Here is a 23,592-nt window from a genome sequence, read left to right on the forward strand (position 1 = left end):
CTTCCGATGAAAAAAGATGAGAAAGGGTTCACGCTTCTTGAGGTTTTGGTTTCGATGGGGATTACCCTTGTCGTCACTGCGGCTGGATATACCTTTTTTAACAATACCTTTAACTTCTCAATTTTACACAGTCGAACCGCAGAAATGCAAAGGGAAACGCGGGTGGCCATCGATATTATGAGTCGAGAAATCAGAAATGCCGGGTTTGGAATTGTGGAGCCGTTGACAGGAATCATCCAGGGAACGGTCTCGCCGATCCAGGCTTCTAATAATGTCGACCCCACACCGTCTGGCACCGCCAACAAGCTAGACCGGATTACCTTAGTCGAAGGTTATGAAACAATTGGTACCCTCAATGCCGCCGCAACCCTGGGGGCAACCACCCTCACTATGGTTCCTTCGACGGGTGTCAATCCGACGAGCCCTTCTATCGTCGGAAGTACAATTACGTTAGAAGGGTTCTATACCGGAGTGGTAACAGCCGTGGCCGGTGGTCCGGCCGTTTATACCCTTACCCTCAGTACCGGTTTAAATCGAGCTTATACAACGTCGAATTCGGTTATGATTGTCCGAACCATTACCTATCGTGTTGCAGTTCCTGCAGGCAGTACAGAGCCTGTTCTCTATCGAAATGCCAATGATGGAAATGGCGATCAAATCATCGCCTCCGGAATAGAAGATCTTCAATTTGCTTATCTGCTTAATGATGGAACAGAAACCAATGCGCCTGCAGCAGTTGTACCGCCGGCAGTTCCCGCTATCCGGGCTGTCAGAATTACCTTGCTGGCACGTGCTCTGGATCCCAATTCAAAGGCAACGCAAATCTCAACCCGCCCAGCGATTGAAGATCATGCAGCGGGAACAGCAACTGATCGATACCATCGGAAATTAGCAACCAAAGTCGTGGAGGTGAGAAACCTTGGGCTTAGTAGTTAAAAGGTTTTCAATTTCGAAAAATGAAAAGGGAATAGCCCTGATTGCCATGATGTTGATGATTGTTCTGATGACGTCTCTCATCATGATGGCGCTGAATATCAGCGGCATTGAGATCAATCTGGCCTCGACCGGTCGGAGAACGACGCAGGGCATGCACTCGGCGGAAGGGGGCGTTCAAATCGCTATTCCTGTGATTCAGCAAACCCTGGATCAGAATGCCATTCCGACCTTTCCGAGTTCTTCGGGGGTGGTTGTGGATCCGCGTAATACGAATGGTGGCGCGTCGCTTCCTGATTTTGTGCAAGAGATCACTTCCGGAAGCTCACCGACCGGAGGAATGTTGGATAATGCCAAGACAAATCCAAATCTAACGATCACCTCCCTCTCTGGTCAGACGATTCAGGTCGACATAGACTATGAGGGGCCAGCGAGCCTTCCAGGCTCGGAACTGGAAGAACAGAACATTGGCTATCACAAGAAAGTTGCCGGTACCGGCTGTGCCTCCGGAACGATTTATTACATCGATTCTATCGCTAACGGAGCGATGAAGACTCAATCTGAAGTGGCGTCTGCTTATTATCAATGTTCATAGTGAGGAGACAGCAATGCAGAAGATATTATCTGGCTTGTTCCTAGTGGCTTTATTGAGCGTAGCGGCCGTCGGAGGCGAAGTGCTCAAATCGGCAGAGGCTTCGGAGGGCTCAATCGATCGGCCGGATCGGGAACGGCAGGAGATTGTTCGGGGACTCCTCAATGAGTTTGGACCTGGATTTGTGATGGTGGCTGGAGTTCGCTATAAGACCGCTCAAGGCATGACGGTCAAGAATCAGCAAGGGATGGCCTCTTCTAGTATGAAAGCACTGAGTCCTCAGATGATGGTGGAATTGGTTTTGGAAGGTCACCTCGTCGTGCAGATTCAAATCGTGAGTCTGCCGAGATAGGGAGGTATCGCAATGAAAGCGGTCAAGCTTGTTCAATTCGTATTGATTTTTGTTCTCCTAGGGATGGGGGTCGCTCCGGCGCGGGCGGCTACGACTTCTTACTCATTGAGTGATTTCAGTGCGCTTCCTCCGTTTATCGGAAATGTTGTAACCCCGAACATTCTCCTTTTATTAGACAACTCCGGAAGCATGAACGACACCGCCTATGGTCAAGCGAGCGCAGGCCCATACAGTGCAGCAACGGAGTACGGCGGTTATTTTGACAATACGAAATGCTACAGCTATGGGAGCAGTCGCTTCACCCCCACCGCTACAGCGAAGCCCTGCGGCGGTGCGACGGGCCGGTGGGACGGAAATTTCCTCAACTATATCACCATGACAAAAATAGAAATCGCGAAGTGGGTGATGATGGGAGGCAAATGCGCGCCCCGGGTGACTGGAAACTGTTATCCTGGCGGGAAGCTCTCATTCGAATCCGGCGTAGATTTTCATTTGACCGTCGATGGCGGCACTGCGGTCCCGACCGCTTATACAGGAAGCCGCTGTTATACCCGGAGCGATACGAATTTCTATGTTCGGACATCGGCTCCAATTACCACTTGCAGCACATCGAGCGGCTCGACGGATAACTTTAACCTCTCGGCCGATGTTTCTGGTGAACCGCAGGGGATTATTCAGCAGATCGGGACCAAGGCCCGATTTGGACTGATGGAGTTTAAAGGCTCGGGAGACGGGGGGAAGGTCTTAGCGGGAGTGGGGGATAATACCACAAGTATGGTCAATGCCATCGAGAATACAACGGCCAGCACCTGGACTCCTCTCGCCGAATCGCTTTATGAGGCTACCCGTTACTTTGCTCAACTGGCTCCAGCCTATGCGAACTCCGACTTCAGCTCAAATGTAACAAACAAAGATCCTTATTATTTTACGGCGCCCGACTGGAGTACACAAGATCAATATGTCACCTGCTGTAAAAGCTTTGTAATTATCTTCACCGATGGGCAGCCGACGCAGGATCTAAATGTCCCCTCGAGTATTCAGGGGTATGCTTCCAGCTTTTATCCAACCCCGACGAATTGCTCTCCTCCGGCCGGATGTACGACTGATCATCAAACAGCTAGCCATAACCATGCCACCGTTTCGAATCATTTTGATAACTGTTCCATCTATTATGGGGGTGATGGTACGGCTGGTAATACCCCGAAGAGTGATCCATGTGCCTCGTCCGGCTCTCATTATTTGGACGATGTCGCCTATTGGGCCCATACCACCGATCTTCGGCCCGATTCGGGAAATATATTGGGCATCAATGAATCGCCGACCGCTCAGCGGTTGACTGGGATGCAGACTCTAACGATCTATCCCTTCTTTGCCTTTGGGACCGGCGCCAACATCCTCAAAGCAGCGGCCAAGATGGGAGGGTTTATCGACCTTGATGGCGACGGAAAACCGTTCGATGACGGTACCTGCGGAACGGCCCACCCGAACTCCCTCTGTAAGGAGTGGGACAAAGATGGAGATGGGGTTCCAGATACCTACTTTGAATCTTCGGATGCGTTTGATTTAAGGGCGCGCCTCATGGCAGCCATCACTGATATTCTACAGAAGAGCGCATCGGGGACATCGGTCTCCGTATTGGCGACCTCTTCTACCGGGGAAGGAGCGATTTACCAGGCTTACTTCTATCCTTCCGTATTTGAGGGAATTGATCAAATCTCCTGGCTCGGTTATCTGCAAGGTCTCTTCTTTGACACCAGTGGCCAACTGCGGGAAGATACCAATGCCGACGGTAAATTGGTCTTAAGTCAAGATAAGATCATTGAAACCTATTTCGATACGACCAATCTTGAGACTCGGGTTCGACGGTACGATGTCGATTCGAACGGGAATAGAACCGGCACCCCCGAGATTATTGGATTAAAAGAGTTGAAACCGATTTGGGAAGGGGGGAAAACCTTGGCCAAACGGAACCTCTCTACAAATCCGAGAACGATCAAAACTTGGATCGATTCAAATAATAATGGAGCAGTGGATTCGGGTGAATTTATCGATTTCAGCACTACGAATGAATCAACGCTGAGACCCTATCTGCGCGCTGCCAATTCAACAGAAGGGACCAATATCATTAATTTTATCCATGGGAATAAAATAACCGGATACCGGCTTCGAGAGGTGACGGTGGATGGCGTTGCAAATAATACTTGGCGATTGGGCGATATTATCTATTCAAGTCCGGTTTCCGTCGGCGCGCCCGCGGAGCGCTTTGACCTAAAAAACCAAGATTCAAGTTACACGCTATTTTATAATAGATATAAAAATAGAAGGCATGTCGTCTATGTGGGGGCCAATGACGGAATGTTGCATGCCTTTAATGCCGGATTTTTCCATCAGGGAGACGATCCCTCCACTGCGAATGTGGTGGAGCACAGTTGGTTCACGACCGACAGCCATCCCTTAGGCGACGAACTCTGGGCTTTTATCCCAGAGTCGCTTCTTCCGCACCTAAAGTGGCTGACTGGCACCGATTATGACAGCGGTCAGCATGTCTACTTTGTAGACGGATCGCCGAGAATCATGGATGCTCAGATCTTCACCGCGGAGGCAATTTGTGCAACAAATGCCAATGATTCAGGATGTATTCACCCCGGCGGCTGGGGAACCGTACTCATTGGGAGTATGCGACTCGGAGGAGGTGTAATCAAAACGGACCTGAATGGAAATGGCAGTGATACCGACTCGGGAGAAGATCGCTTCCGCTCAGCCTATTTTATGATGGATATCACAAATCCGGAGGCCACGCCGACGCTCAAATGGGTTTTTAAGGATAGCGACCTCGGTTTCACCACCAGTTGGCCCTCAGTCATGCGATTCAATTCGACGACATGGTATATGACCGTTGGGTCTGGCCCCCTGACATATAAAGGGGAGCGTGAAAAATCATTATCCACAAATCGGTTCGAATCAACAGTCAGTGAGTATGGCCAGATTTATGTGGTGAATCTGAGCACAGGGGCATTGGTACGGAAGATCACCGTGAACAACACCGACCGGTATGCCTTTATGGGAGATTCCACAGTATATGATTGGCCTCAAAACTATGTATCGGATGTGCTCTACATCGGAGAGATCTATTACTCGTCGGGATGGAAAGGAAAGATGTTCAGGCTCCTGACCTATGGGAATTCGGATCCGACAACCTGGGTGTTGTCTACCCTCTTTGACGCCGGCAAGCCGGTCCTGGCTAAACCGACCGCCACGACCGACAAATCCAATAGACTTTGGATTTACTTCGGAACGGGGCGGTTCTTCAGCGGTGGCACGAACAGCGATCAGAGCGATACCTCTGCCCAAGCGCTTTATGGAATCAAAGAATCGAGTCCAAACGGTTGTTGGAGCAACGCATGGAAAGCAAACTGCAGCTCTACAATAGCAAGCACCTCTCTTCTGGATGTAACGAGCGCTTCAGTAGCTGTCGGCGGGGGACTCACCTGTGGCTCTTGCGGTGCGACTACTTTGACCGGATTGGTGAGCAATGTGATTAATTCATCTACCAGCGAGAAGGGGGGGTGGGTGATTAATCTTTCAGGCGGGGAGCGCGTCATTGTCGAGTCAACGGTTCTTGGCGGAATTGTGGCTGCAACAACCTACACCCCTGATTCCAATGTCTGCGCTTCTCAGGGGACCAACACCCTTTATGCGATGTACTTCGAAAGCGGAACTGCCTATTCAGGCAGTGTCATCGGCACAACTGGGTCAACAGTCAACCGGACCATGAGCCTTGGACGCGGAGTCGCCTCTAAGGTGAACGTCGTGGTGAGCAACGAAACCACGACCGGTTTTGTCCAAAGCAGCACAGGGCAAATCATTCAGATCGAGGGGATTACAGTAGCCACCAGTGTCCGATCTGGGATGCGTATTTTGAGGGAGAAAGCAGATTGAAGAAGAAGCTTATTATCCCAGTTCTTGTCCTCATGGTAGGATTTTGGCTGATCTTTGGAAGAGAGAGTGAAATGATGCTCTCTTCGGCTGGTGGGAGCGGTAACCTGCCTCCCAAAATTAGCCAAATCGAGATTACCCCGCCGACACCCGATCTCCAATCAGTTCTCACTGTTCAGCTCCAATCTGAGGACCCGAACCACGATCGGGTCACCTATCGTTACCAGTGGTTTGTGAACGATAAAGAGGTGGGTGATCAGCCGGTTCTTCCGTTAGCGGGTTTTCGCCAAGGTGATTTGGTCTCGGTCAAAGTGGTACCGTCGGATGGAAAGAGCCAAGGCGACCTGGTGCAGAGCTCACCCGTCAGAATAGGAAACAATCTTCCCGTGATAAAAGCGATCAAGCTCGTCCCTGAAGTTTTAAAGGCCGGTCAGGGGGTCCATGCCGAGGTCGACGGTTTCGACAAAGAAGGAGATGTCGTCCGCTACACCTATCAATGGTATATCAACGACCAACCGATCGACGGAAATAATCAAGCAGATCTGGATGGAGCGAACGTCCACAGCGCTGATAGAATTGCCGTCAAGGTCACCCCCTCCGATTCTTCGTCAGAGGGGGTTCCCCAAACAAGCCGCATCAGTGTCGTCATTAATCAAGCCCCCGAAATCACTTCTTTCCCCCCCACCGAAGTGGTGGAAGGCCAATATCGTTATCAAATTATCGCCAATGATTCGGATGGAGATCCTCTGAATTATCACCTCATCGAGGCTCCCGCCGGAATGATTTTGAACCCAACCTCGGGGCTCCTCGAATGGAGTGTGAAAGAGCTCCCGGAAAAAAAAGTGAGCGTGAAGATTCAAGTCGATGATGCTAAGGGGGGGAAAAGCATCCAGCAGTTCGTCATACAAGCCGGATAGGCGCATGCTCTTATCTGATCGTCGGAAATCCTTTTTTAAAACGGTAGGCTGTTAACCGTCAGGAGCTGCCTATCTATAGCGGCTCTTCCCTTAGCGCTTATTCAGTGTTCGGTGTCTCTCCGCCTCTTATGGATGACGCTCCTTGTATTTTGAAAGGGGGGTTGTTATAATGAGCCTGCGTAATATGCTCGATTATCAGGTCTAGGAGAATTCATCTTTAATTGAAAAAACCAGTTGTTGGAAAAGTTACTTTACAGGAAGGAACCGACACCGCCGCGCTCTATGGCAGCTATGATCGTCACATTAAGATGATTGAGCGGGCCTTTGAGGTGAGGTTGACGGCCAGAGGAGGAGAGATCACGATTGAAGGAGAGCCGGAACAGGTTCAACATGCCGAGAAGGCGATCTCCGACCTTGCCAACCTCGCAAGAGATGGTTTCCGCGTCACAGCGGAAGATGTCAATTATGCCATTCAATCGTCCCAGCAAAATCCCCCTGCTTCAGTTCGCGAGATCTACCAAGATGCCATTCCCGTTTTAGGGAAAAAGAAACTCATCGCACCAAAATCGCCGGCACAAAAAGAATATTTCGAGAGCATTCGAAAATACGATATTGTCGTCGGAATCGGGCCTGCCGGGACTGGCAAGACCTATTTGGCGATGGCGATGGCGGTCTCCGCTTTTTTGAAGAAAGAGGTCAATCGGATTATCTTGGCGCGTCCGGCGGTCGAAGCGGGAGAAAAGCTGGGGTTCCTTCCGGGCGATTTGGTGGAGAAGGTCAATCCTTATCTGCGGCCGCTTTACGATGCCCTCTATGACATGATGGAGGTCGAGCGGGCCAATCGTCTTCTCGAACGCGGAGATATTGAAATCGCCCCGCTTGCTTTTATGCGCGGTCGAACCCTCAACGACGCTTTTATTATTTTGGATGAGGCCCAGAATGCGACCGCCGAGCAGATGAAGATGTTTCTCACCCGGTTGGGTTTCCGTTCCAAGGCGGTGATCACGGGAGATATTACTCAAATCGATCTTCCCGTTGAGCGGGTGTCGGGCTTAATCGAGATCCAATCGATTTTGGAAGACGTCTCGGCGATTAAGTTTGTTTACTTCAGCGAGAAGGACGTCATACGACATCGGCTTGTCCAGGAAATTGTGAAAGCATACGAGCGATATGAAGGGAAAGGGGGAAGGTCAAAAAAGAAATAGACGGTCCTTATCTCTATTGCCGTATGACCTCAAGGGCTTGGGGTCATTTTTTATTTTCTGTCACCGTTCTCATCTCGAACCATCCCGCGATCGTCCAGCGGGCAGAACGCCTGCTTCTCACTGTTAGGGAATTGTCAGCGGCATTTCATGCAGATCTTCATTCAAAATAAGCAAAGAACGCACCGAATCAACCAGAGAAATATCTCAAAATGGCTCCGCCAGATTTTACTGTTGCAGAAGTGCGAGAAGGCGGAGATTGGGGTGATTTTTGTGAATGACCGGCAGATTCGAACTTATAATCGCGATTATCGTAGGAAGGATAAACCGACCGATGTCTTGTCCTTCTCGATGCGGGAGGGAATGGGCGGAGCGCTTCATCCGGAATTCCTGGGCGATGTCATGATCTCTTTAGAGCGCTCTGCCGAAGAGGCATCGATGTATGGTAGGGCCCCCAATGAGCAGCTTTTAATCCTTCTGATCCACGGCGTGCTCCATTTGTTGGGCTATGACCACGAGCGTTCCAGTCAGGAGGCGCGTCGGATGCAGCGGAGGGAGCATCTTTTGTTCAAACGGATCTATCAGCAGTAATCTCGATGTCGTTCGACCGAATTCTCCGACGGATTGTTGACGAAACAAGTGAGGCGATCGGCGCCATCTTCATTGATCGAGAAGGCGAAGCGATTGCCCACTATTCAACACGCTCGGGTGATGAAATGAAATTGGTCGGCGCCCACTATGGTATCATCTGGCTGGAATTAGAGACAGTGGTACAGCAATATCTGAAATCGTCGATCAGTGAAACGATATTGACTTTAGAGCGAGGGATCTGTCTGCTGCGGCCGCTGCAAGGGGAATATCTGCTTCTATTGGTGATTGCTCCTTCCGGCGGAATGGGGCAGGCCAGGCGTTGGTTGAGGTGGGCGGCGAGCGAAATTCAATTGGAACTTTAGATTCGGAAAAGCGGACCAACCCTTCCGTTAAAATCTACTATCGAGGAGAAAATGGCTGAAAGCCTTTGGGGAAAACTGGGAAAGGGTCTGGCCAAGACGAGAGAATTCCTTTCCTCCGGATTGGAAGCGGTCTTTTTAGACCAGCCGAACGTCAGCCCTGAAATGCTCGATCGTTTGGAGGAGCTTCTCATCGGGTCCGACTTGGGGATGGAAGTGACCGATCGGTTGATGACCGGGCTGAAAGCATCCGTCGAACGGAAGGAGATCTCGAATCTTCCTTCGTTGAAGAAAAAGCTCAAATCGTATCTGGTGATTATCTTGAACAAAGGGATCCCTCAAAAGCTGCCGGCGACCCCACCGGTGGTCAGCCTCTATGTCGGCGTGAATGGGGTCGGTAAAACCACTACCATTGCCAAGCGCGCCCAGCAGCTGACCCGGGAGGGAAAGAGTGTCCTCCTGGCGGCTGCGGACACCTTCCGCGCGGCGGCGGGCGAGCAGCTGGTGATCTGGGGAAGCCGCGTCGGCGTCGATGTGATCCGTCATCAGGAAGGGGCCGACCCCGCCGCGGTCGCCTTCGATGCAGTCAGCGCGGCGGCGGCCCGCAAAATCGATTATGTTCTCATCGACACGGCGGGACGGCTGCAGACCAAGAGCAATCTCATGGAAGAGTTGAAGAAGATCAGACGGGTCGTCTCCAAGGCTGTCCCGGAGGCGCCTCATCAACGGATCCTGGTCCTCGACGCCACCACCGGTCAAAATGCCCTCTCCCAAGCGCGGCTCTTCCATGAAGCCATTGAGGTGACAGAAGTCATCCTGACCAAATTAGACGGGACCGCCAAGGGAGGAATCATCGTTCCGATTGTCGAGACCCTCTCGGTTCCGGTCACCTATGTCGGTGTCGGCGAAGGGGTTGATGATCTCATCCCATTCGACATCGAATCGTTTGCGGCGGGGATGTTCGACGAAACGGAAATCTTAAAGGGACATGAAAGTACGAAGCAGTGATTGCGGTTTCCGTCGCTCTGATCCTAAGAAAAGAGATCGGTGCTGAAGGGAACCGCTCTGTTTTTTCCGTAGAGCTTGGCTTTATAGAGCGCCCGATCGGCGTTTCGGATCAGCTCCTCAAATGTTTCGGCATCGTCCGGAAAGCTGGCCAATCCGATGCTGACGGTGAGATGCGGCAGATCGGCATATTTTTTTTGTAACGTCTCGTTCCTTTCAATTTCTCGACACAATCGCTCTGCGATCATCAGGGCATCTTCCTTGTTTGTCTGAGGAAGGATAATCGTAAACTCCTCCCCCCCATAACGCGCCGCGACATCGATTGCCCGAATGTAATTCCTCAAGGCCTGTCCGAGCCGAACCAAGATTTCGTCTCCCCCCAGGTGTCCGTATGTATCGTTGAATTTCTTGAAATTATCGATATCAATGATAATCAAAGACACCGGAATCCGGTGTCGTCGGGATCGTTCGATCTCCTCGGTCAGACGCTCCTGAAAATAACGGCGATTGAGGAGACCGGTCAATGCGTCGGTGATCGAGATCTTTTTTAGCGCCTCCGTCTTTTCATAGAGCTCGGATCGCTCAATCGCGATCGAAACGTAATTTCCGACCGCTTGAAGCAGCTGAAGGTCTTCCTCAGAGAAAACTTCCCCGGTGATTTTATCCGCCAGGTTGATCACGCCGATCGTCCGATTCCTAAGTCTCAGCGGCACACTTAAAAAGGAGGCGGTCCGGTATCTCGGCCGAGATTCCTGCCGAATGCGTGGATCCTGATTCAGATCTTGCACCAAGAGGGGAATGCCGGTTTGATAAACCTGTCCGGCAATCCCCTCGCCGGGCCGTTGATTAAACATTTCGTAAACCGATTTGTTGATCCCACGCATCGCTTTAACAGAGAGCTCTTTTTTGTACTCATCCAGGACCATTAGTGAGCCTTGTTCCGCCTGAAGCAGCTGCAGCGTATGCTCCAAAATGGAGCTGTGAAGATGATCGAGATAAAGGGGCGAGTCGGTCATCATTGTCAGGTTACATAGAGCGGCCATCCTCTTTCTCTGCTCTGCAAGCTGACTCTGGAGCTCGAGGCCTTCGACGGCGGCGCCTGCCTGCCTGCAGAAGGCTGCGATCATTTCGGTATCTTCTGTCCTGAGGAGCGTATCAAAGATTGCAAGGGTCGTCTTTGAGTTCCGTCCTTCAAAGACAGGGAAGAGATAACAAGAGGTAATATCGGCCGGGAGTTTTGATTTCAGAAGATCAAAGGTGACATCGTTAAAGAGAAAAGGCTCCCTCTGAATTCCCTGCTGGAGGAGGTCAAACAGCGGCTCGGATTCCAGGAGTTGCTCTTTCTTTTCTCCGAAGGCAACCACCCCGTGATGGGCTCCCCGTTTGTTGATCTGGTGGAAGAGGGCGGCGCTTCTTAAGCTGAAGAGAATGCCGAGGGTATTCAACAGGACGGTGTAAAGGTCGGTCAGGCTGGCAGCATCCTTAAACTGATTGCTGACCTGAAGTAAGGTGGTAAGATAGGCCGTTTTTGACTGGTATCGGCCACGAAGGTGAATATTTTCAAGCAGCGCGGTTCCGAGTGTCTGGACGTTTCTTGCAATTTCTTGGAACGCTTCGGATGACGTAACTTCATCGGTTTCTAGCGCGGCGGGGAGCTTATCTTGGGGGAGGCCCCATTGGGAGGCATCCTGTCTGAACCGGAGGTATTCCTCGTTTTGATGATAAACTTTTCCACCGACGATTGCATAGCTGATCTCAGGAGAGATCCGAATCGGAATGATAAAGTAGTTGAGGTTTGCTTGGCAGCGGGAAAAGGTGATCTGATCGGTTTGGATCGCCAGATCGACCTGTTGTGCGAACGTATTCTGACAGAGCGATTCCCGCTCCGTCTCATGTACTAGGTGACACAGCGTATGCTCACGGGTGACCGGTGTGCAGGGCCGGTGTTTAGAAGGGTCGTAAACAACAAGGGAAAGGCCGCTGAGAGAAGACAGGGAGAGCTGAACTTCTTCCCATTTATGTTTACTTAAGTCTATGTAACCTTGCATGAAAAATCACGATAATGATTAATGATTTCGGTTGGTTGTTACTTTTCTGCCGTTTAGGAGGAGAGGATGGGGAATAAATGCCCTACCGTATTCTCTTGATGCCTTATATACTGAGATCCTTTTCGAAGTCAAGTTAAAAGATAGGCAGCGCGATTTTGGTGTGTTATTATACAAAAAAGGAAGCAGATAAGGAACGATTATAACGATTATTATGAGCACTTTCAAACTTCATACACATTTTAGCCCGCGGGGCGACCAGCCGAATGCCATCCGGGCGCTCTCGGAAGGGGTCCGACGCGGCGATTTGCACCAGGTCCTGTTGGGGGTGACCGGTTCCGGCAAGACATTTACCCTGGCGAATGTCATCGAACAGATTCAAAGACCGACGCTGGTGATCGCCCACAACAAGACTTTGGCGGCGCAGCTCTACCATGAGTTTAAAACCTTCTTTCCAGAGAATGCGGTGGAGTATTTCGTCAGCTATTACGATTATTATCAGCCCGAAGCGTATCTTCCAACGACCGATACGTACATTGAGAAAGATTCTTCAATCAATGACGCTATCGATCGGATGCGCCACTCCGCCACGCGCTCTCTTCTGGAGAGAAACGACATTATCATCATCGCCTCGGTCTCCTGCATCTACGGCCTCGGTTCGCCTGAAGCGTACCATGACATGCTCGTTTATCTGGAAGAAGGAAAAGAGATGGAGCGGGACCAGGTGTTGAAAAAGCTGGTCGAAATTCAGTATGAGCGGAATGATTTTGATTTTTATCGGGGGACTTTTCGCGTCCGAGGGGACATGATTGAGATCTTCCCGGCCTCTTCAGAGGATCGCTGCATTCGGGTCGAATTCTTCGGCGATACGGTTGAGGCGATCTACGAGGTCGATCCGCTGCGGGGCACGGTGATTCAGCGCCTTCCGAAAATAGCCATCTATCCGGGGAGCCATTATGTCATTCCTCCGGACCGGGTCAATACGGCCCTTCAAGGGATTGAAGAGGAGCTGCAGGGGCGGATCAAATATTTTCGCGATCGGAAAATGCTTTTGGAGGCGCAACGGATTGAGCAGCGGACCGTCTTCGATCTGGAGATGATCCGAGAGGTCGGCTATTGCCAAGGGATTGAAAATTACTCCCGCCATCTCTCGGGGCGCACGCCCGGGCAGCCGCCGCCGACGCTCCTCGATTACTTTCCGGAAGATTTCCTCCTGGTCATCGATGAAAGCCATGTCACGATCCCGCAGGTGGGCGGAATGCAGGAGGGGGATCATGCCCGCAAAGTGAACCTGATCGAATATGGATTCCGTCTCCCCTCTGCATTTGACAATCGACCGCTTAAATTCGGGGAATTCGAAGAATTTATGCGGCGCGTGATCTATGTCTCGGCGACACCCGGCCCGTATGAGATGGAGAAGGCGAAAGGACGGATCGTCGAGCAGGTGATTCGACCGACCGGTCTGATCGACCCGGAAGTGTTCGTGCGGCCGGCGAAAGGACAGGTTGACGATTTACTCGAAGAGATCCGAAAGCGGGTGGCCCGGTCGGAACGGGTCCTGGTGACGACCCTGACCAAGCGGATGGCTGAGGACCTTACCGAATACTATCAAGAGATCGGGCTCAAAGTCCGATATCTCCATGCCGACATCGAAACGATGGAACGGATGGAGATCATTCGGGATCTTCGTCTTGGGAAATTCGATATTTTGGTCGGGATCAATCTCCTGCGCGAAGGGCTCGACCTCCCGGAGGTCTCGTTGGTGGCGATCCTCGACGCCGACAAAGAGGGGTATCTTCGCTCCCATCGCTCCCTCATCCAAACGGCGGGAAGGGCGGCTCGGAATCTGGCCGGACAGGTGATTTTGTATGCCGACACCATGACCCGATCGATGAGAATGATGATCGATGAAACGAATCGCCGTCGCAGCATCCAGATGGCCTATAACGTGAAGCATGATATCACGCCGCAATCGATCCAAAAGGCGATCCCCGAAACGCTTCGCGAAATGGTCGAGGCCGATTATTATACTGTTCCGGTTGCGGCCGAAGAGGGGGAGCCGTATATCCCCGAGCACGAACTGCCGCGGGTCATTCAAGGTCTCGAACGGGAGATGAAGGAGGCGGCGAAGCGCCTTGAATATGAGCGGGCGGCCGAGCTCCGCGATCGGATCAAGCGATTGAAAGAGATGGAAATGGGATTGCCGAAATAATCCGGTCGATCTTTATCGCGACAGGGCGATAAATGGGATAAATGGATCGATCAGGCCTGTTTATAAGTATAGATTCCGAGAATGATTCCGAGCAGGCTAAGCAGGTTGACATGAAAGGTAAAGCCGAACGTGAATGTGACCAGATGAAGATCGAAGGTAAACGGAGGGGTCACCCCGACGTGATATCCTTTCAGGAATACATCCCTTAGGAAACCGGAGGGAGAGAAGAGAAGAAGGACCTCTCCCAGCACGCCGCCTAAGAGGCCTCCTGCCAAGATGAAGAAGATGAGCAACCAAGGTGTTCTTTTTAATACAGCCATCGTTTTTCCTCTGAAAAGCTATCTTTTTTTGGCCCCATTGTCAAGTAAGATTTCTGGGGCTCCCAAAGAAGCCCTGTTTAGCCCTTCTTCCATTGACACACCTATTTTAACCAGGTATCTTTAGCCTCAATGAAAATCAACCTGCTGGACAATCGACATCTAAATGTTCTGTTGAGCCGGGAGAGGCTGCGAAAAGGCCCCGATCGAGAGCCGGCGCTCGACCTAATGTTGAAAGAAATCCTCCGTAAAGCGAATCAGTTCGTTCCGTCGGAGGCCGGATCGATCCTCCTGGATGATCCGATTAAAAAAAGGGAGTGGCCGATCTCTCCGGAACTGGTTTTCGTCGCTTGCTTCGGACCGGGCTCTTCACGGCTTCCCGGTCTTCGCCTTCCGGTCACGACCAGCATCGCCGGAGCAACCTATCTCTCCGGAAAACCCTATTTAAGCAAGAACGTCAACCGGGATAAAATGTTTTATTCAAAGATCGATCAGATCAGCCGATTTCAGACCCGGTCGATCATCTGTGCCCCGATCTTTGTCGAACATTCGACTTATGGCGTGATTGAGTTGATTAATCGCAAAGAGCAGACCAATTTTACCGAGGAGGAGCTCAAGCTCCTGGAGATCTTCGCCGGTTATACGTCCACTTTAATCCAGAATGTTTTGGATGCCCGAAAACATATCGAATTGGCGAAGCGGGACGGCTTGACCGGGCTCTTCAATGATCGCTACTTTCATACCAAGTTGGAGAGAGAGGTCCGTCAGGTAAAAAAGGGATCGCACGATTTGATCCTCCTCTTCATGGATATGGATCATTTTAAGCAAGTCAACGACCAGTTCGGTCATCTGACCGGAAGCCATATCCTTCAAGAGGTGAGCGAGATCCTACAGCGGGTTGTTCCTTCTCGTGGGACAACGATCGCCCGGTACGGCGGCGATGAGTTCGTCATCATCTTCTCGCAGACGACGCTGGAAGAGGTGGTCCAGGTCGCCGACCGGATTCGAACCGCGATTAAAAAATTCCCATTCAGCACCGTTCCGATTCATGAGAAAGCGAAGGCCGAATTCATCCAGGGGCTCTTGACCTGCAGTATCGGCTTGGCCTCTCTCAGACGGCACATCAAAAGCCTCTCCTCCAACAGCAACATCCGCCACCTTCTTATTCGAAAAGCCGACGCGGCGATGTATACCGCCAAAGAAAAGGGAAAAGATCGGATCTGCATCGCACTTCCCTGATAGGTCTATCTCTTCTCCCGCTTGTTCTTCGTTCTTGCTTCGCTCCTTCAAGATTCCCTATAATTAGTCTTAGGTGAAACCTTTTTTCGGTGATTGAGATGAAGAGAAGCGGAAGACGGATCGCAGGAATCTTTTTTGTTTTACTTTTCGTTCTTTCGATCGTTCCTTTCCTCATCGATCTCTCTTTCCTCAAATCCCGTTTTCTGCCGCAGGTCGAGGCCGCGCTCGGCCGGAGTGTCGATGTCGGAAGCATTCGGCTCTCCGCCTGGCCGTTTGGAATCCGGCTAAAAAGAGTGGTGATTCGGGATGATCCTCAATTTTCATCCGAAGATTTTGTGAAGTCGGATGACATCGTTCTAAACCTCCGCTTTTTCCCGCTTCTACAGAAACGGATCGAGGTGGAACAACTCCTTCTGCATCGCCCGGAGATCCGCCTGATCCAAGACCAGAGCGGTCGTTGGAATACCTCGACGCTCGGAAAGGGGACCGAGAAAGAAGCGCAGCCGTCGCCGGGCGCCCCCCCCAAAGAGCGCCGTCCCCTCGGCGTTGCCGCCGATCGATTGACGATTAAAGAGGGAAAGGTCATTTATCTGAAGCGTTTGAAAGAAGGGGCGCCGTTGACCGTCTCCGCCGAGAAAATCGATTTAAATGTCACCGATCTCCAATTGGGAAAGACCGCATCGATCGCGCTGAAAACACGCCTCGAGCCGAAAGGGGAATCGGTCCATTTGGAAGGGCGGATCGGGACGTTGACCCCCGCCCTGCGGCCCGAATTGATTGAGCTCTCCGGTGGCATCGGCCAGAACGACTTGAGGCTTCGAGGCGGATTTCAAAAGGGCCGTCTGTTGCTGATGGTCAACTCGGAGCAGATCGACCTGGACGAATTGATGCTGCTCCTTCCGCAGACGGCGTCGTCTCAAGCGAGCCCCGCCCGCTCTTCGGATCGTTCCTCCGCATCCGTTCCGGTGGAGGTTGCTTTCAACCTCAAAAAGGTCCGGATCAAGGGAATTGAAGCGAGTGACCTTTTGGGAAAAGCAACGATGGACCGAAAGGGAACAAGCATCCAAGGGCTGGAGGGCCGGATCTGGGGCGGCCGCTTCGCCGGCTCGGCTCGAATGGAGACGGCGGCCACCTTTCCCTTTAATACCACCTTCTCACTTCAAGAGGTGGCGCTCGGTCCGCTGGTGAAGCAATTCGTGCCGGTGAACCCTGACCTCTTCTCAGGGGCGGCTTCGGTGAAGCTTGCGCTACAGGGAAAGGGGGGAAGCTGGGAAGCATTGGCAAAAACATTGACCGGGGAGGGGGAGTGGGAGGTCGGCGCGGGAGAGATTAAGAATTTCAATTTGGTGAAGGAGTCGCTTTCAGTCCTCCGGACGCTCGATGTGGTTCAATTGCCATTAGAGTCGAAGACCTCCTTCTCTTCGGCAAAGGGCGCCTTCCGAGTCGACGCAGGCCGTGTGGAGTTGGAGAACCTCTTGATGAACAGCCCGCTCTTTCAGCTGGTCGGGAAGGGAGAGATCGCCGTCGACGGTGCGTACCAACTTCTAGGGAACATGGTGTTGGCCGAGTCGATGACGAAGCAGATCCGGAAGACGCCGGCTGGATCGCTCCTCCCGGCGCAAGGCGGTCGACTGGCGGTTCCCATCGAGATCACAGGAACCCCGCAGCGTGTTCACCTTGCTGTCCGGGAAGAGGCATTGAAAGAGGCCACTGCGAAGAAGTTACGCAAGCAGCTTTCAGACAAGCTTGAAAAAGAAGGGTTGGGGGGACTTCTGAAAAGATAGGCGATTCGCTGAAGATCCCCGTGACGTCATTTATCATGAAGTTGTAGACGGTTTCGTTCGAGAAGTTCTGACCATGCTGGAATCGATCAGGTCGTCACTTAGGCGAGGTCTCGCTCCTTAACCGTCTTCCGTTTATCTGCCTTCGCCCGCTCTATCGCTTCTAAGCAGAGCTTTTCAACACGCTGGCTGAGCGCCTGGAGAAACTCGGCTGACGTATTAAATTCGGACTTCTCTCGAACCAGCTTTTTGACCTTTGAACTGACCACCAAGATTTCGGACATCCATCTCCTCCTTCAACAGTTAATCGGACCAGATCGCATATTCGGATAACAGGTCAGGTATCGGGTTCGTCCCATAAAGATCCTTGTTCAAAAAAATGGTAGCATGAAAGAAGGCGTGATCGCAACCGGAATTATTCAACCAATACAGAGAGGCCGGTGTTTAAACCACCCTGGATTTCGTCGAATCTTTCATTAAAAATAAGACTCACTTGCGAGGATTATTTGTCGAATTCAATCGACGCCGCTTCCCTCCGGAGGAGGAAGAGAACGGGTTTTGATCCTCTGGACCAAAGGTTTTATATGAATAAAGAGATGAATTTCATGGCTATTTTATCAGACGCACAGAAGAACCTTGCATTTTCACATCTGAAAATGTAATATATCTGCGATATGCCTATAGAATTTCGAACGCTGCCGATTCCTCCCCTCGTCCTTGAGGGAATAGAATCTCTCGGTTTTAAAGAGTGCACTCCGATCCAGGAGCAGACCCTTCCGCTTACATTGGCCGGTAAGGATGTGGCCGGACAGGCCCAGACCGGCACCGGTAAGACTGCCGCTTTTTTAATCGCCCTCTTTTCCCGTCTTTTGAAAACGGAAGCCTCTCCTCCGACCAAACTCTCCTCTCCGCGGGCGATTGTGATTGCTCCGACGCGAGAGCTGGTGGTTCAGATCGCCCGAGAGGCCACTGCGCTTGGGCGCAAGACCCCTTTCAACATCCAGGCGGTGTACGGCGGGATCGACTATCAAAAGCAGCGTTCAATGTTGGGTGAAGGGGTGGATCTGCTGATCGGAACCCCGGGCCGACTGATCGATTACTACAAGCAGAAGGTCTATGATCTCCGGAGGACCGAGGTGTTGGTCATCGATGAGGCCGACCGGATGTTTGATATGGGATTTATCGCCGATCTTCGCTTCCTGATGCGCCGTCTTCCTCCTTATCACAAACGTCAGTCGATGCTTTTTTCCGCCACATTGACCCACCGGGTGATGGAACTCGCCTATGAGCATATGAACAACCCGGTGAAGATCGAGATCTCTCCGGAGCAGATTACCGCAGAAAAAGTGGAGCAGACCCTCTTTCACGTTGAACGTTCCAGAAAGTTTTCGCTTCTATTGGGCCTACTCAAAAGAGAGGTATGGGAGCGGGTCCTCATTTTCGTCAACACCAAAGGACAAGGAGAGGTGCTGGCCAATCGATTAACCGAGCAGGGCTACCCTTCCAGGGCGATCACCGGAGACCTGCCGCAGAAGCAGCGGATGAAGGCGCTGGAGCAGTTTACGGACAGAAAGGTTCCGATCTTGGTTGCGACCGACGTCGCTTCAAGAGGGCTTCACATCGAAGGGGTGACCCTCGTGGTCAATTACGACCTTCCTCAAGATCGAGAGGCCTATGTCCATCGGATCGGCCGGACCGCCCGGGCCGGCGCCGCCGGCAAAGCGTTCAGTCTGGCGGATGAAGAGTATGTGATGGGGCTCGAAGAGATTGAGGCCTACATCGGGCAGAAGATCCCGGTCGAATGGCCGGAGGACGAGCTCTTCGTTCAGCCGAAATCGATTCCTCATTCAGAGAGAACGCCAAGGAAGCCCCCGGCGCATCCCCCTTCAAATCGAAGGGGTGGTGGACGGCCTCCTTCTCCGAGGAGACGGGATCCCCGATAGACGATTTCTCCGCACCGCTTTAAGTCGGTCCGACCCCTTTCATTTTTATCCCTTAATTGATCTTCTATGAAACGCGGTCCCGGTTTCATCCTCAATGTTTGGCATCTTCTCGGCCTTGGTTTCTGGCACTTTATTTTTAAGTGGCTCAATCGGGTCGAGGTCGTCGGCGGGGAGCATATCCCGAAGCGGGGTGAGGAGGGGGTCATGCTCCTTTACAACCACATCTCCGCGGTTGATCCTTTTCTGGTCGGCGCAACGGCCATGCCCTTTTTTTCGCCGGTCTGGTGGCGGGCGCCGGCAAAAGAGGAGCTTTTCAATATTCCAATCATCCGGGGCATCCTCGCCTCGTGGGGGGCTTTCCCGGTGCGGCGGGGAAAACGGGATTTGGAGTCAATCCGCAAGATGGTGGAGATGTTGTCGCATTCGGTGGTGGTCATTGCTCCGGAGGGAAAACGCTCCGACGATGGACAGCTCCAACGGGGGCGAGCCGGCGTCGGAAAAATCCTCCATGAGGCCCGTCCACAAAAAGTCATCCCGGTTCGGATGCGAGGGGTGGAGACGATCCTGCCGAGAGGAACGATCCTTCCACGCCTCGGCAGGCGGACGACGATTACTTATGGGCCGCCGATCGATCTCACCCATTATTACAATCTCCCTGATTCGGTCGAAACCTCGCAGCAGATCGTCGATTTCGTTATGCAGGAAATTGCCAAACTTTAAGGCCCCGGCGTCACTGGAAGAAGCGGATGGCAAGAAAACGGAGGAAGGTCGGGCCGATCGTCGGGTGGATCCTCCTGGTCGTCCTGATCTTTGTCACAGGTTATTTTGTCCGCTTTTATCTTGAGATCGGGCGCCTGGCCCGGAGGAATCCAAGCACGACCGCTCTTATCGAAATGCGCCGTCTGGAGCGGGGAGACAAAGGAGCCCGCGCCCCGCTTCCCAATCATTGGCATCCCCTTTCCCAGATCTCGCCGAACCTGCAGCATGCCGTTGTCGTGGCGGAAGATGCCCGTTTTTACCAGCATCGGGGTTTTGATTGGAATGCGATTCTGGAGGCGGCAGGGCGTGATTGGGAGGCGAAATCGTTTGAATACGGAGGGAGCACGATCACCCAACAGCTCGCAAAAAATCTCTATCTTTCTCCGGACAAGAATTTTTTTCGGAAGGTCAAAGAGGCGTTGATCACGTCGGCCCTGGAGACACGTCTTTCAAAACGACGGATCCTTGAAGTCTATTTGAATGTCGTCGAATGGGGGGATCAGATTTACGGCGCGGAGGCGGCGTCCCGCGATTATTTCGGGAAACCGGCCGCTGCTCTCACACCGGAAGAGGCGGCGTTTCTGGCGGCGATCTTACCGGCGCCCCGGTATTACCATCGCCATCGGACGACCCCGTATATTCGGAAGCGGAGCGAGGTCATTCTTCGGGAGATGAAGCGGCGTTATCCGGAGAGCGGTCCGGAGCGGGAGAACGGGTTTGAAGAGACTTCTCAATCGGAGCGGAGATCGTAAGCGTTCAATCCGGATCTATTCCTGAAACTCTTTTGCCATCTCGATATGGGAGAGCGTAATAAAGTAGTTTTCTTCGTCAAGCGGCTCGGAGAACTCAACCCCGAGCGGTCTGAAGATGGCCGAAGTTTTTCGCCCAGCGGATCACCCCTTTCATCGATTCCGAATAGATGTTTCCCTGTTCATCGTTGAAGTAAAAGGTGAGCAGGACCGCGCTCTTGATCGCGAGGGGGGTCAGACAGCAAAGGCCGACCCCCGTTGTAGCTGAAGTTCACGGCGACCCCATCGGTGCGGAAGTCGCTCGATTCAATTTTTGTCTCAATGAAAAGGCTATAGCGTTTTAGTCTCCGTTGGATCATACGCTCCTATTTTCGGATCAGACAACCGGTTGCTCTAATAGAACGATCTCTTCCCCATCCGGTCCCGCGATCATGGCCGCCCGCTCTCCAGGGACCGGCTCGTAAGGGGCCTTGATCAAGACGGCCTTCGACTCGATCAGCCGGCGAACCGCCTCGTCTAAATTTTCAACCTGAAAACCGATTGAGAGAGGTCCGACCGTGTTTGGACTCCATCGCTGGGCCAGCGACTGGCCCGGCTTGCCGCTATAAAGCTCGATTCGGCCGGTTCCGGAATCGAGCCAGACGATTCGTCGCCCTTTGGGGGTCCGCTCCTCTTTAAGCCGGCGGAGTCCAAGCACCTTCTCATAAAAATCAACGGAACGGTCAAGGTCGGAGGCCTGAATGGCGATGTGATGCATCTGGAAAGGATGGTTCGACGGCATCGATTTTCCTAAGGGATCATGATGGGAAAGTATAACATATCAACGCTGCCGAAATGGAATCAGATTGACATCGGTGTTCATTGAAAATGAAAATCAGGGGTGCTAGATTAAATCTTGATGTCTGAAAAGCGAGTCACAATTCAGGGGGCGTCGATTCGATACCTCGAAGAGGGATCGGGGGAACCGATTCTCCTTCTCCCTTCCTCCGCCGGCCGCGCGACCGAATACCAGGAGCTGATCCCGCTTCTGTCGAGGCGACTTCATGTCTACGCGGTCGACTATCCAGGGTTCGGCCGCTCAGACCCCCTTCCCGGCATCGAGGGGACCGAGGATCTGGCGGCATTTATTCTCGGATGGCTGGACGCGGTCGGCCTTCGGAAAACGCATCTGGTCGGATTTTCCCTGGGGGGTTGGATCAGTCTTCTCCTGGCGCTGGCACATCCGGAGCGGATTGAAGCCCTGATCCTGATCGCCACCTCCGCCGGGCGGCTTCCCGATGTGCCGATCGTCAGCCCTTCCGGAATGAATTTTAAGGAGATCCTCGATCGGTTTTACCATCGCAATGAAGTCCGGGAGAAGTTGGCGCGACAGCGACGGACCCTGGAAGAACGGGAGGAGGTCCTCCGCTCCTCTCAGGCATTGGCCCGTCTGGTGAAACAAAAGAAGATCATCCCGGAGCTCCATCACCGACTGAAGGAGATCCGCCTCCCCACCCTGATCCTCAGCGCCGACCATGATCGAGCGATCCCACCGGTATACCAAGAACGTCTTCATTCAGGTATACTTTCATCGAAGCGCGCCACGTTTATCGAGACCGGCCATGCCATCGTCGCAGAGCGTCCCGATGAATTGGCGGCCGAAATTCTTACTTTCATTGAGGAGAATCCCCCGGTGCATTGATTTCATCCCTCGGATGAAATAGAATGCGTTCCAATCTCGGGGACCCAAGCGGAGAGAGCAATGAGATGCCGCGAACTGAAGGAACACCTCCCGGCCTATCTGAGGGAGGAGGTTCCCCCCGATTTACGTCAACGGATCAAATCCCACCTGCGGGGATGTAAGAAATGCAAGGCCGGCATGGAAGAGATGAAGGCCGACACGGTTGCGCCCATGGGGAAGAAAGAGAGGACTGCTTTTCCTCGCCTGGAGGTCTCCACGGCTTCTGCAGAGGAGAGCGCGTCTCCATCGACCGAGAAAGAGGGATTTTCTTCCGGTCTGAAATATCCGATTCCGGTGGCGGCGATGGCCCTTCTGGTGATAGGGGGAGTCTATTTCTATCAACGGGGCGGATCGGATCTGAAGGCGGATCCTTCCGCAATGGAAAAGGAAGCAGCACCGGTGGTTGAAACCGCAGGCACTCCCTCGCCCTCTGAAACCGCAGGAAAGGGACCGAGCCAAACGCCGGCTTCGGCGGCACCTGTGGTTCTCGTGACCGAGGCCCCTCCCACGCCGCCGGTAAAGGTTCAAAAGGCCGAATCCCGTTCTCTCCCGCATGCGGAAGGCCGATCGACGGTCGGGAAAATAATGGAGATGAAACTCCTACTCATTTCCCGAGATGTGACTGCCGTGGCGGAGCGTGTTGAGTCACATGCCGCGGCGGCGTCAGGCAAGGTGTTGAAGAAAAATCAGAATGAGATGGAGATGAGACTGGTTCTCCTGGTGCCGGCCGAGCGGTATGAAGGCTTCCTCGAATCGCTTCAGTCGCTCGGATTGGTGAAGGAGCTTTCCAAGAAGCCTCCCCCGCCCCACGGTCCTGTGAGGGTAGCGGTGACCATCCAATAAGCGGGCCGTCGGCAGGTAAAACGATTTTTCCTTCCTTATTCTTATTTTCTAAAAATTAATTCAAAAAAATAAAACTTTCAGTGATCGGCTTTATATA

The 23,592-nt window shown here is 52.5% G+C and carries 21 protein-coding genes; 17 read left to right on the forward strand and 4 right to left on the reverse strand.

The annotated features are described in order from the left end of the window. Positions 1-6 precede the first annotated feature (6 nt). From HY282_17425 to ftsY, 9 genes are all read left to right on the forward strand, one after another. Complete coding sequence (locus HY282_17425) at positions 7-936, forward strand: PilW family protein (protein MBI3805532.1); 930 nt, start codon at positions 7-9, stop codon at positions 934-936. Continuing rightward, positions 920-1,528 carry a hypothetical protein gene (locus HY282_17430; GenBank protein MBI3805533.1) on the forward strand — a complete coding sequence of 203 codons (609 nt, stop codon included), beginning with the start codon at positions 920-922 and terminating at the stop codon, positions 1,526-1,528. Before HY282_17425 ends, HY282_17430 begins: the two co-directional genes overlap by 17 nt. A gap of 13 nt (positions 1,529-1,541) precedes the next feature. Then, a complete protein-coding gene (locus tag HY282_17435; protein MBI3805534.1) occupies positions 1,542-1,877 on the forward strand; it encodes a hypothetical protein in 336 nt (111 codons plus the stop codon). A gap of 12 nt (positions 1,878-1,889) precedes the next feature. Next, positions 1,890-5,816 carry a hypothetical protein gene (locus tag HY282_17440; protein MBI3805535.1) on the forward strand — a complete coding sequence of 1,309 codons (3,927 nt, stop codon included), beginning with the start codon at positions 1,890-1,892 and terminating at the stop codon, positions 5,814-5,816. A gap of 71 nt (positions 5,817-5,887) precedes the next feature. After that, positions 5,888-6,730: a hypothetical protein gene (locus tag HY282_17445; GenBank protein MBI3805536.1), complete on the forward strand. Its 843-nt coding sequence runs from the start codon at positions 5,888-5,890 to the stop codon at positions 6,728-6,730. Between the two features lie 308 nt (positions 6,731-7,038). Next, on the forward strand, positions 7,039-7,935 hold the full coding sequence (locus tag HY282_17450; GenBank protein MBI3805537.1) for a PhoH family protein: 897 nt from the start codon (positions 7,039-7,041) through the stop codon (positions 7,933-7,935). 147 nt (positions 7,936-8,082) lie between these two features. Beyond that, positions 8,083-8,523 carry an rRNA maturation RNase YbeY gene (gene ybeY / locus HY282_17455; GenBank protein MBI3805538.1) on the forward strand — a complete coding sequence of 147 codons (441 nt, stop codon included), beginning with the start codon at positions 8,083-8,085 and terminating at the stop codon, positions 8,521-8,523. Positions 8,524-8,528: 5 nt separating this feature from the next. Next, complete coding sequence (locus HY282_17460; protein ID MBI3805539.1) at positions 8,529-8,885, forward strand: hypothetical protein; 357 nt, start codon at positions 8,529-8,531, stop codon at positions 8,883-8,885. A gap of 51 nt (positions 8,886-8,936) precedes the next feature. After that, positions 8,937-9,890, forward strand: coding sequence for a signal recognition particle-docking protein FtsY (gene ftsY / locus HY282_17465; protein MBI3805540.1), 954 nt, complete (start codon positions 8,937-8,939; stop codon positions 9,888-9,890). 23 nt (positions 9,891-9,913) lie between these two features. On the opposite strand, the gene HY282_17470 is transcribed toward ftsY, so the two are convergent. Continuing rightward, on the reverse strand, positions 9,914-11,935 hold the full coding sequence (locus HY282_17470) for a diguanylate cyclase (protein ID MBI3805541.1): 2,022 nt from the start codon (positions 11,933-11,935) through the stop codon (positions 9,914-9,916). A 211-nt stretch (positions 11,936-12,146) separates the two neighbouring features. Here HY282_17470 and uvrB point away from each other — a divergent pair, with 211 nt between their 5' ends. Beyond that, complete coding sequence (uvrB, locus tag HY282_17475; protein MBI3805542.1) at positions 12,147-14,144, forward strand: excinuclease ABC subunit UvrB; 1,998 nt, start codon at positions 12,147-12,149, stop codon at positions 14,142-14,144. A 50-nt stretch (positions 14,145-14,194) separates the two neighbouring features. Here the strand turns inward: uvrB and HY282_17480 are convergent, their stop codons facing one another. Further along, complete coding sequence (locus tag HY282_17480; protein MBI3805543.1) at positions 14,195-14,464, reverse strand: DUF4321 domain-containing protein; 270 nt, start codon at positions 14,462-14,464, stop codon at positions 14,195-14,197. A 129-nt stretch (positions 14,465-14,593) separates the two neighbouring features. On the opposite strand from HY282_17480, the gene HY282_17485 reads away from it, so the two are divergent. Beyond that, positions 14,594-15,700, forward strand: coding sequence for a sensor domain-containing diguanylate cyclase (locus HY282_17485; GenBank protein MBI3805544.1), 1,107 nt, complete (start codon positions 14,594-14,596; stop codon positions 15,698-15,700). Positions 15,701-15,798: 98 nt separating this feature from the next. Then, the gene (locus HY282_17490) at positions 15,799-17,484 is read left to right on the forward strand and encodes an AsmA family protein (protein MBI3805545.1); all 1,686 of its coding nucleotides are present in this window, start codon (positions 15,799-15,801) and stop codon (positions 17,482-17,484) included. Positions 17,485-17,582: 98 nt separating this feature from the next. Here the strand turns inward: HY282_17490 and HY282_17495 are convergent, their stop codons facing one another. Next, positions 17,583-17,765, reverse strand: coding sequence for an NFYB/HAP3 family transcription factor subunit (locus HY282_17495; protein MBI3805546.1), 183 nt, complete (start codon positions 17,763-17,765; stop codon positions 17,583-17,585). Positions 17,766-18,161: 396 nt separating this feature from the next. On the opposite strand from HY282_17495, the gene HY282_17500 reads away from it, so the two are divergent. The 3 genes from HY282_17500 to mtgA all read left to right on the forward strand — a co-directional run bounded on the left by HY282_17500 (position 18,162) and on the right by mtgA (position 20,935). Continuing rightward, entirely contained in the window at positions 18,162-19,424 is a 1,263-nt protein-coding gene (locus HY282_17500; GenBank protein ID MBI3805547.1) for a DEAD/DEAH box helicase, read from the forward strand. A gap of 66 nt (positions 19,425-19,490) precedes the next feature. Further along, positions 19,491-20,144 carry a 1-acyl-sn-glycerol-3-phosphate acyltransferase gene (locus HY282_17505; protein MBI3805548.1) on the forward strand — a complete coding sequence of 218 codons (654 nt, stop codon included), beginning with the start codon at positions 19,491-19,493 and terminating at the stop codon, positions 20,142-20,144. 26 nt (positions 20,145-20,170) lie between these two features. Continuing rightward, complete coding sequence (mtgA, locus tag HY282_17510; protein MBI3805549.1) at positions 20,171-20,935, forward strand: monofunctional biosynthetic peptidoglycan transglycosylase; 765 nt, start codon at positions 20,171-20,173, stop codon at positions 20,933-20,935. A gap of 373 nt (positions 20,936-21,308) precedes the next feature. Here mtgA and HY282_17515 read toward each other — a convergent pair whose 3' ends face one another. Beyond that, positions 21,309-21,713, reverse strand: a complete 405-nt coding sequence (locus tag HY282_17515; GenBank protein ID MBI3805550.1) for a VOC family protein — start codon at positions 21,711-21,713, stop codon at positions 21,309-21,311. A 117-nt stretch (positions 21,714-21,830) separates the two neighbouring features. Between HY282_17515 and HY282_17520 the strand changes: the two genes are divergently transcribed. Together HY282_17520 and HY282_17525 are read left to right on the forward strand one after the other, a co-directional pair. Further along, positions 21,831-22,613, forward strand: a complete 783-nt coding sequence (locus HY282_17520; protein MBI3805551.1) for an alpha/beta hydrolase — start codon at positions 21,831-21,833, stop codon at positions 22,611-22,613. Between the two features lie 60 nt (positions 22,614-22,673). Next, positions 22,674-23,495: a zf-HC2 domain-containing protein gene (locus HY282_17525; GenBank protein MBI3805552.1), complete on the forward strand. Its 822-nt coding sequence runs from the start codon at positions 22,674-22,676 to the stop codon at positions 23,493-23,495. Positions 23,496-23,592: the final 97 nt, after the last annotated feature.

The organism is Candidatus Manganitrophaceae bacterium, assembly GCA_016200325.1.
In the GTDB taxonomy this organism is placed as follows: domain Bacteria; phylum Nitrospirota; class Nitrospiria; order SBBL01; family Manganitrophaceae; genus Manganitrophus.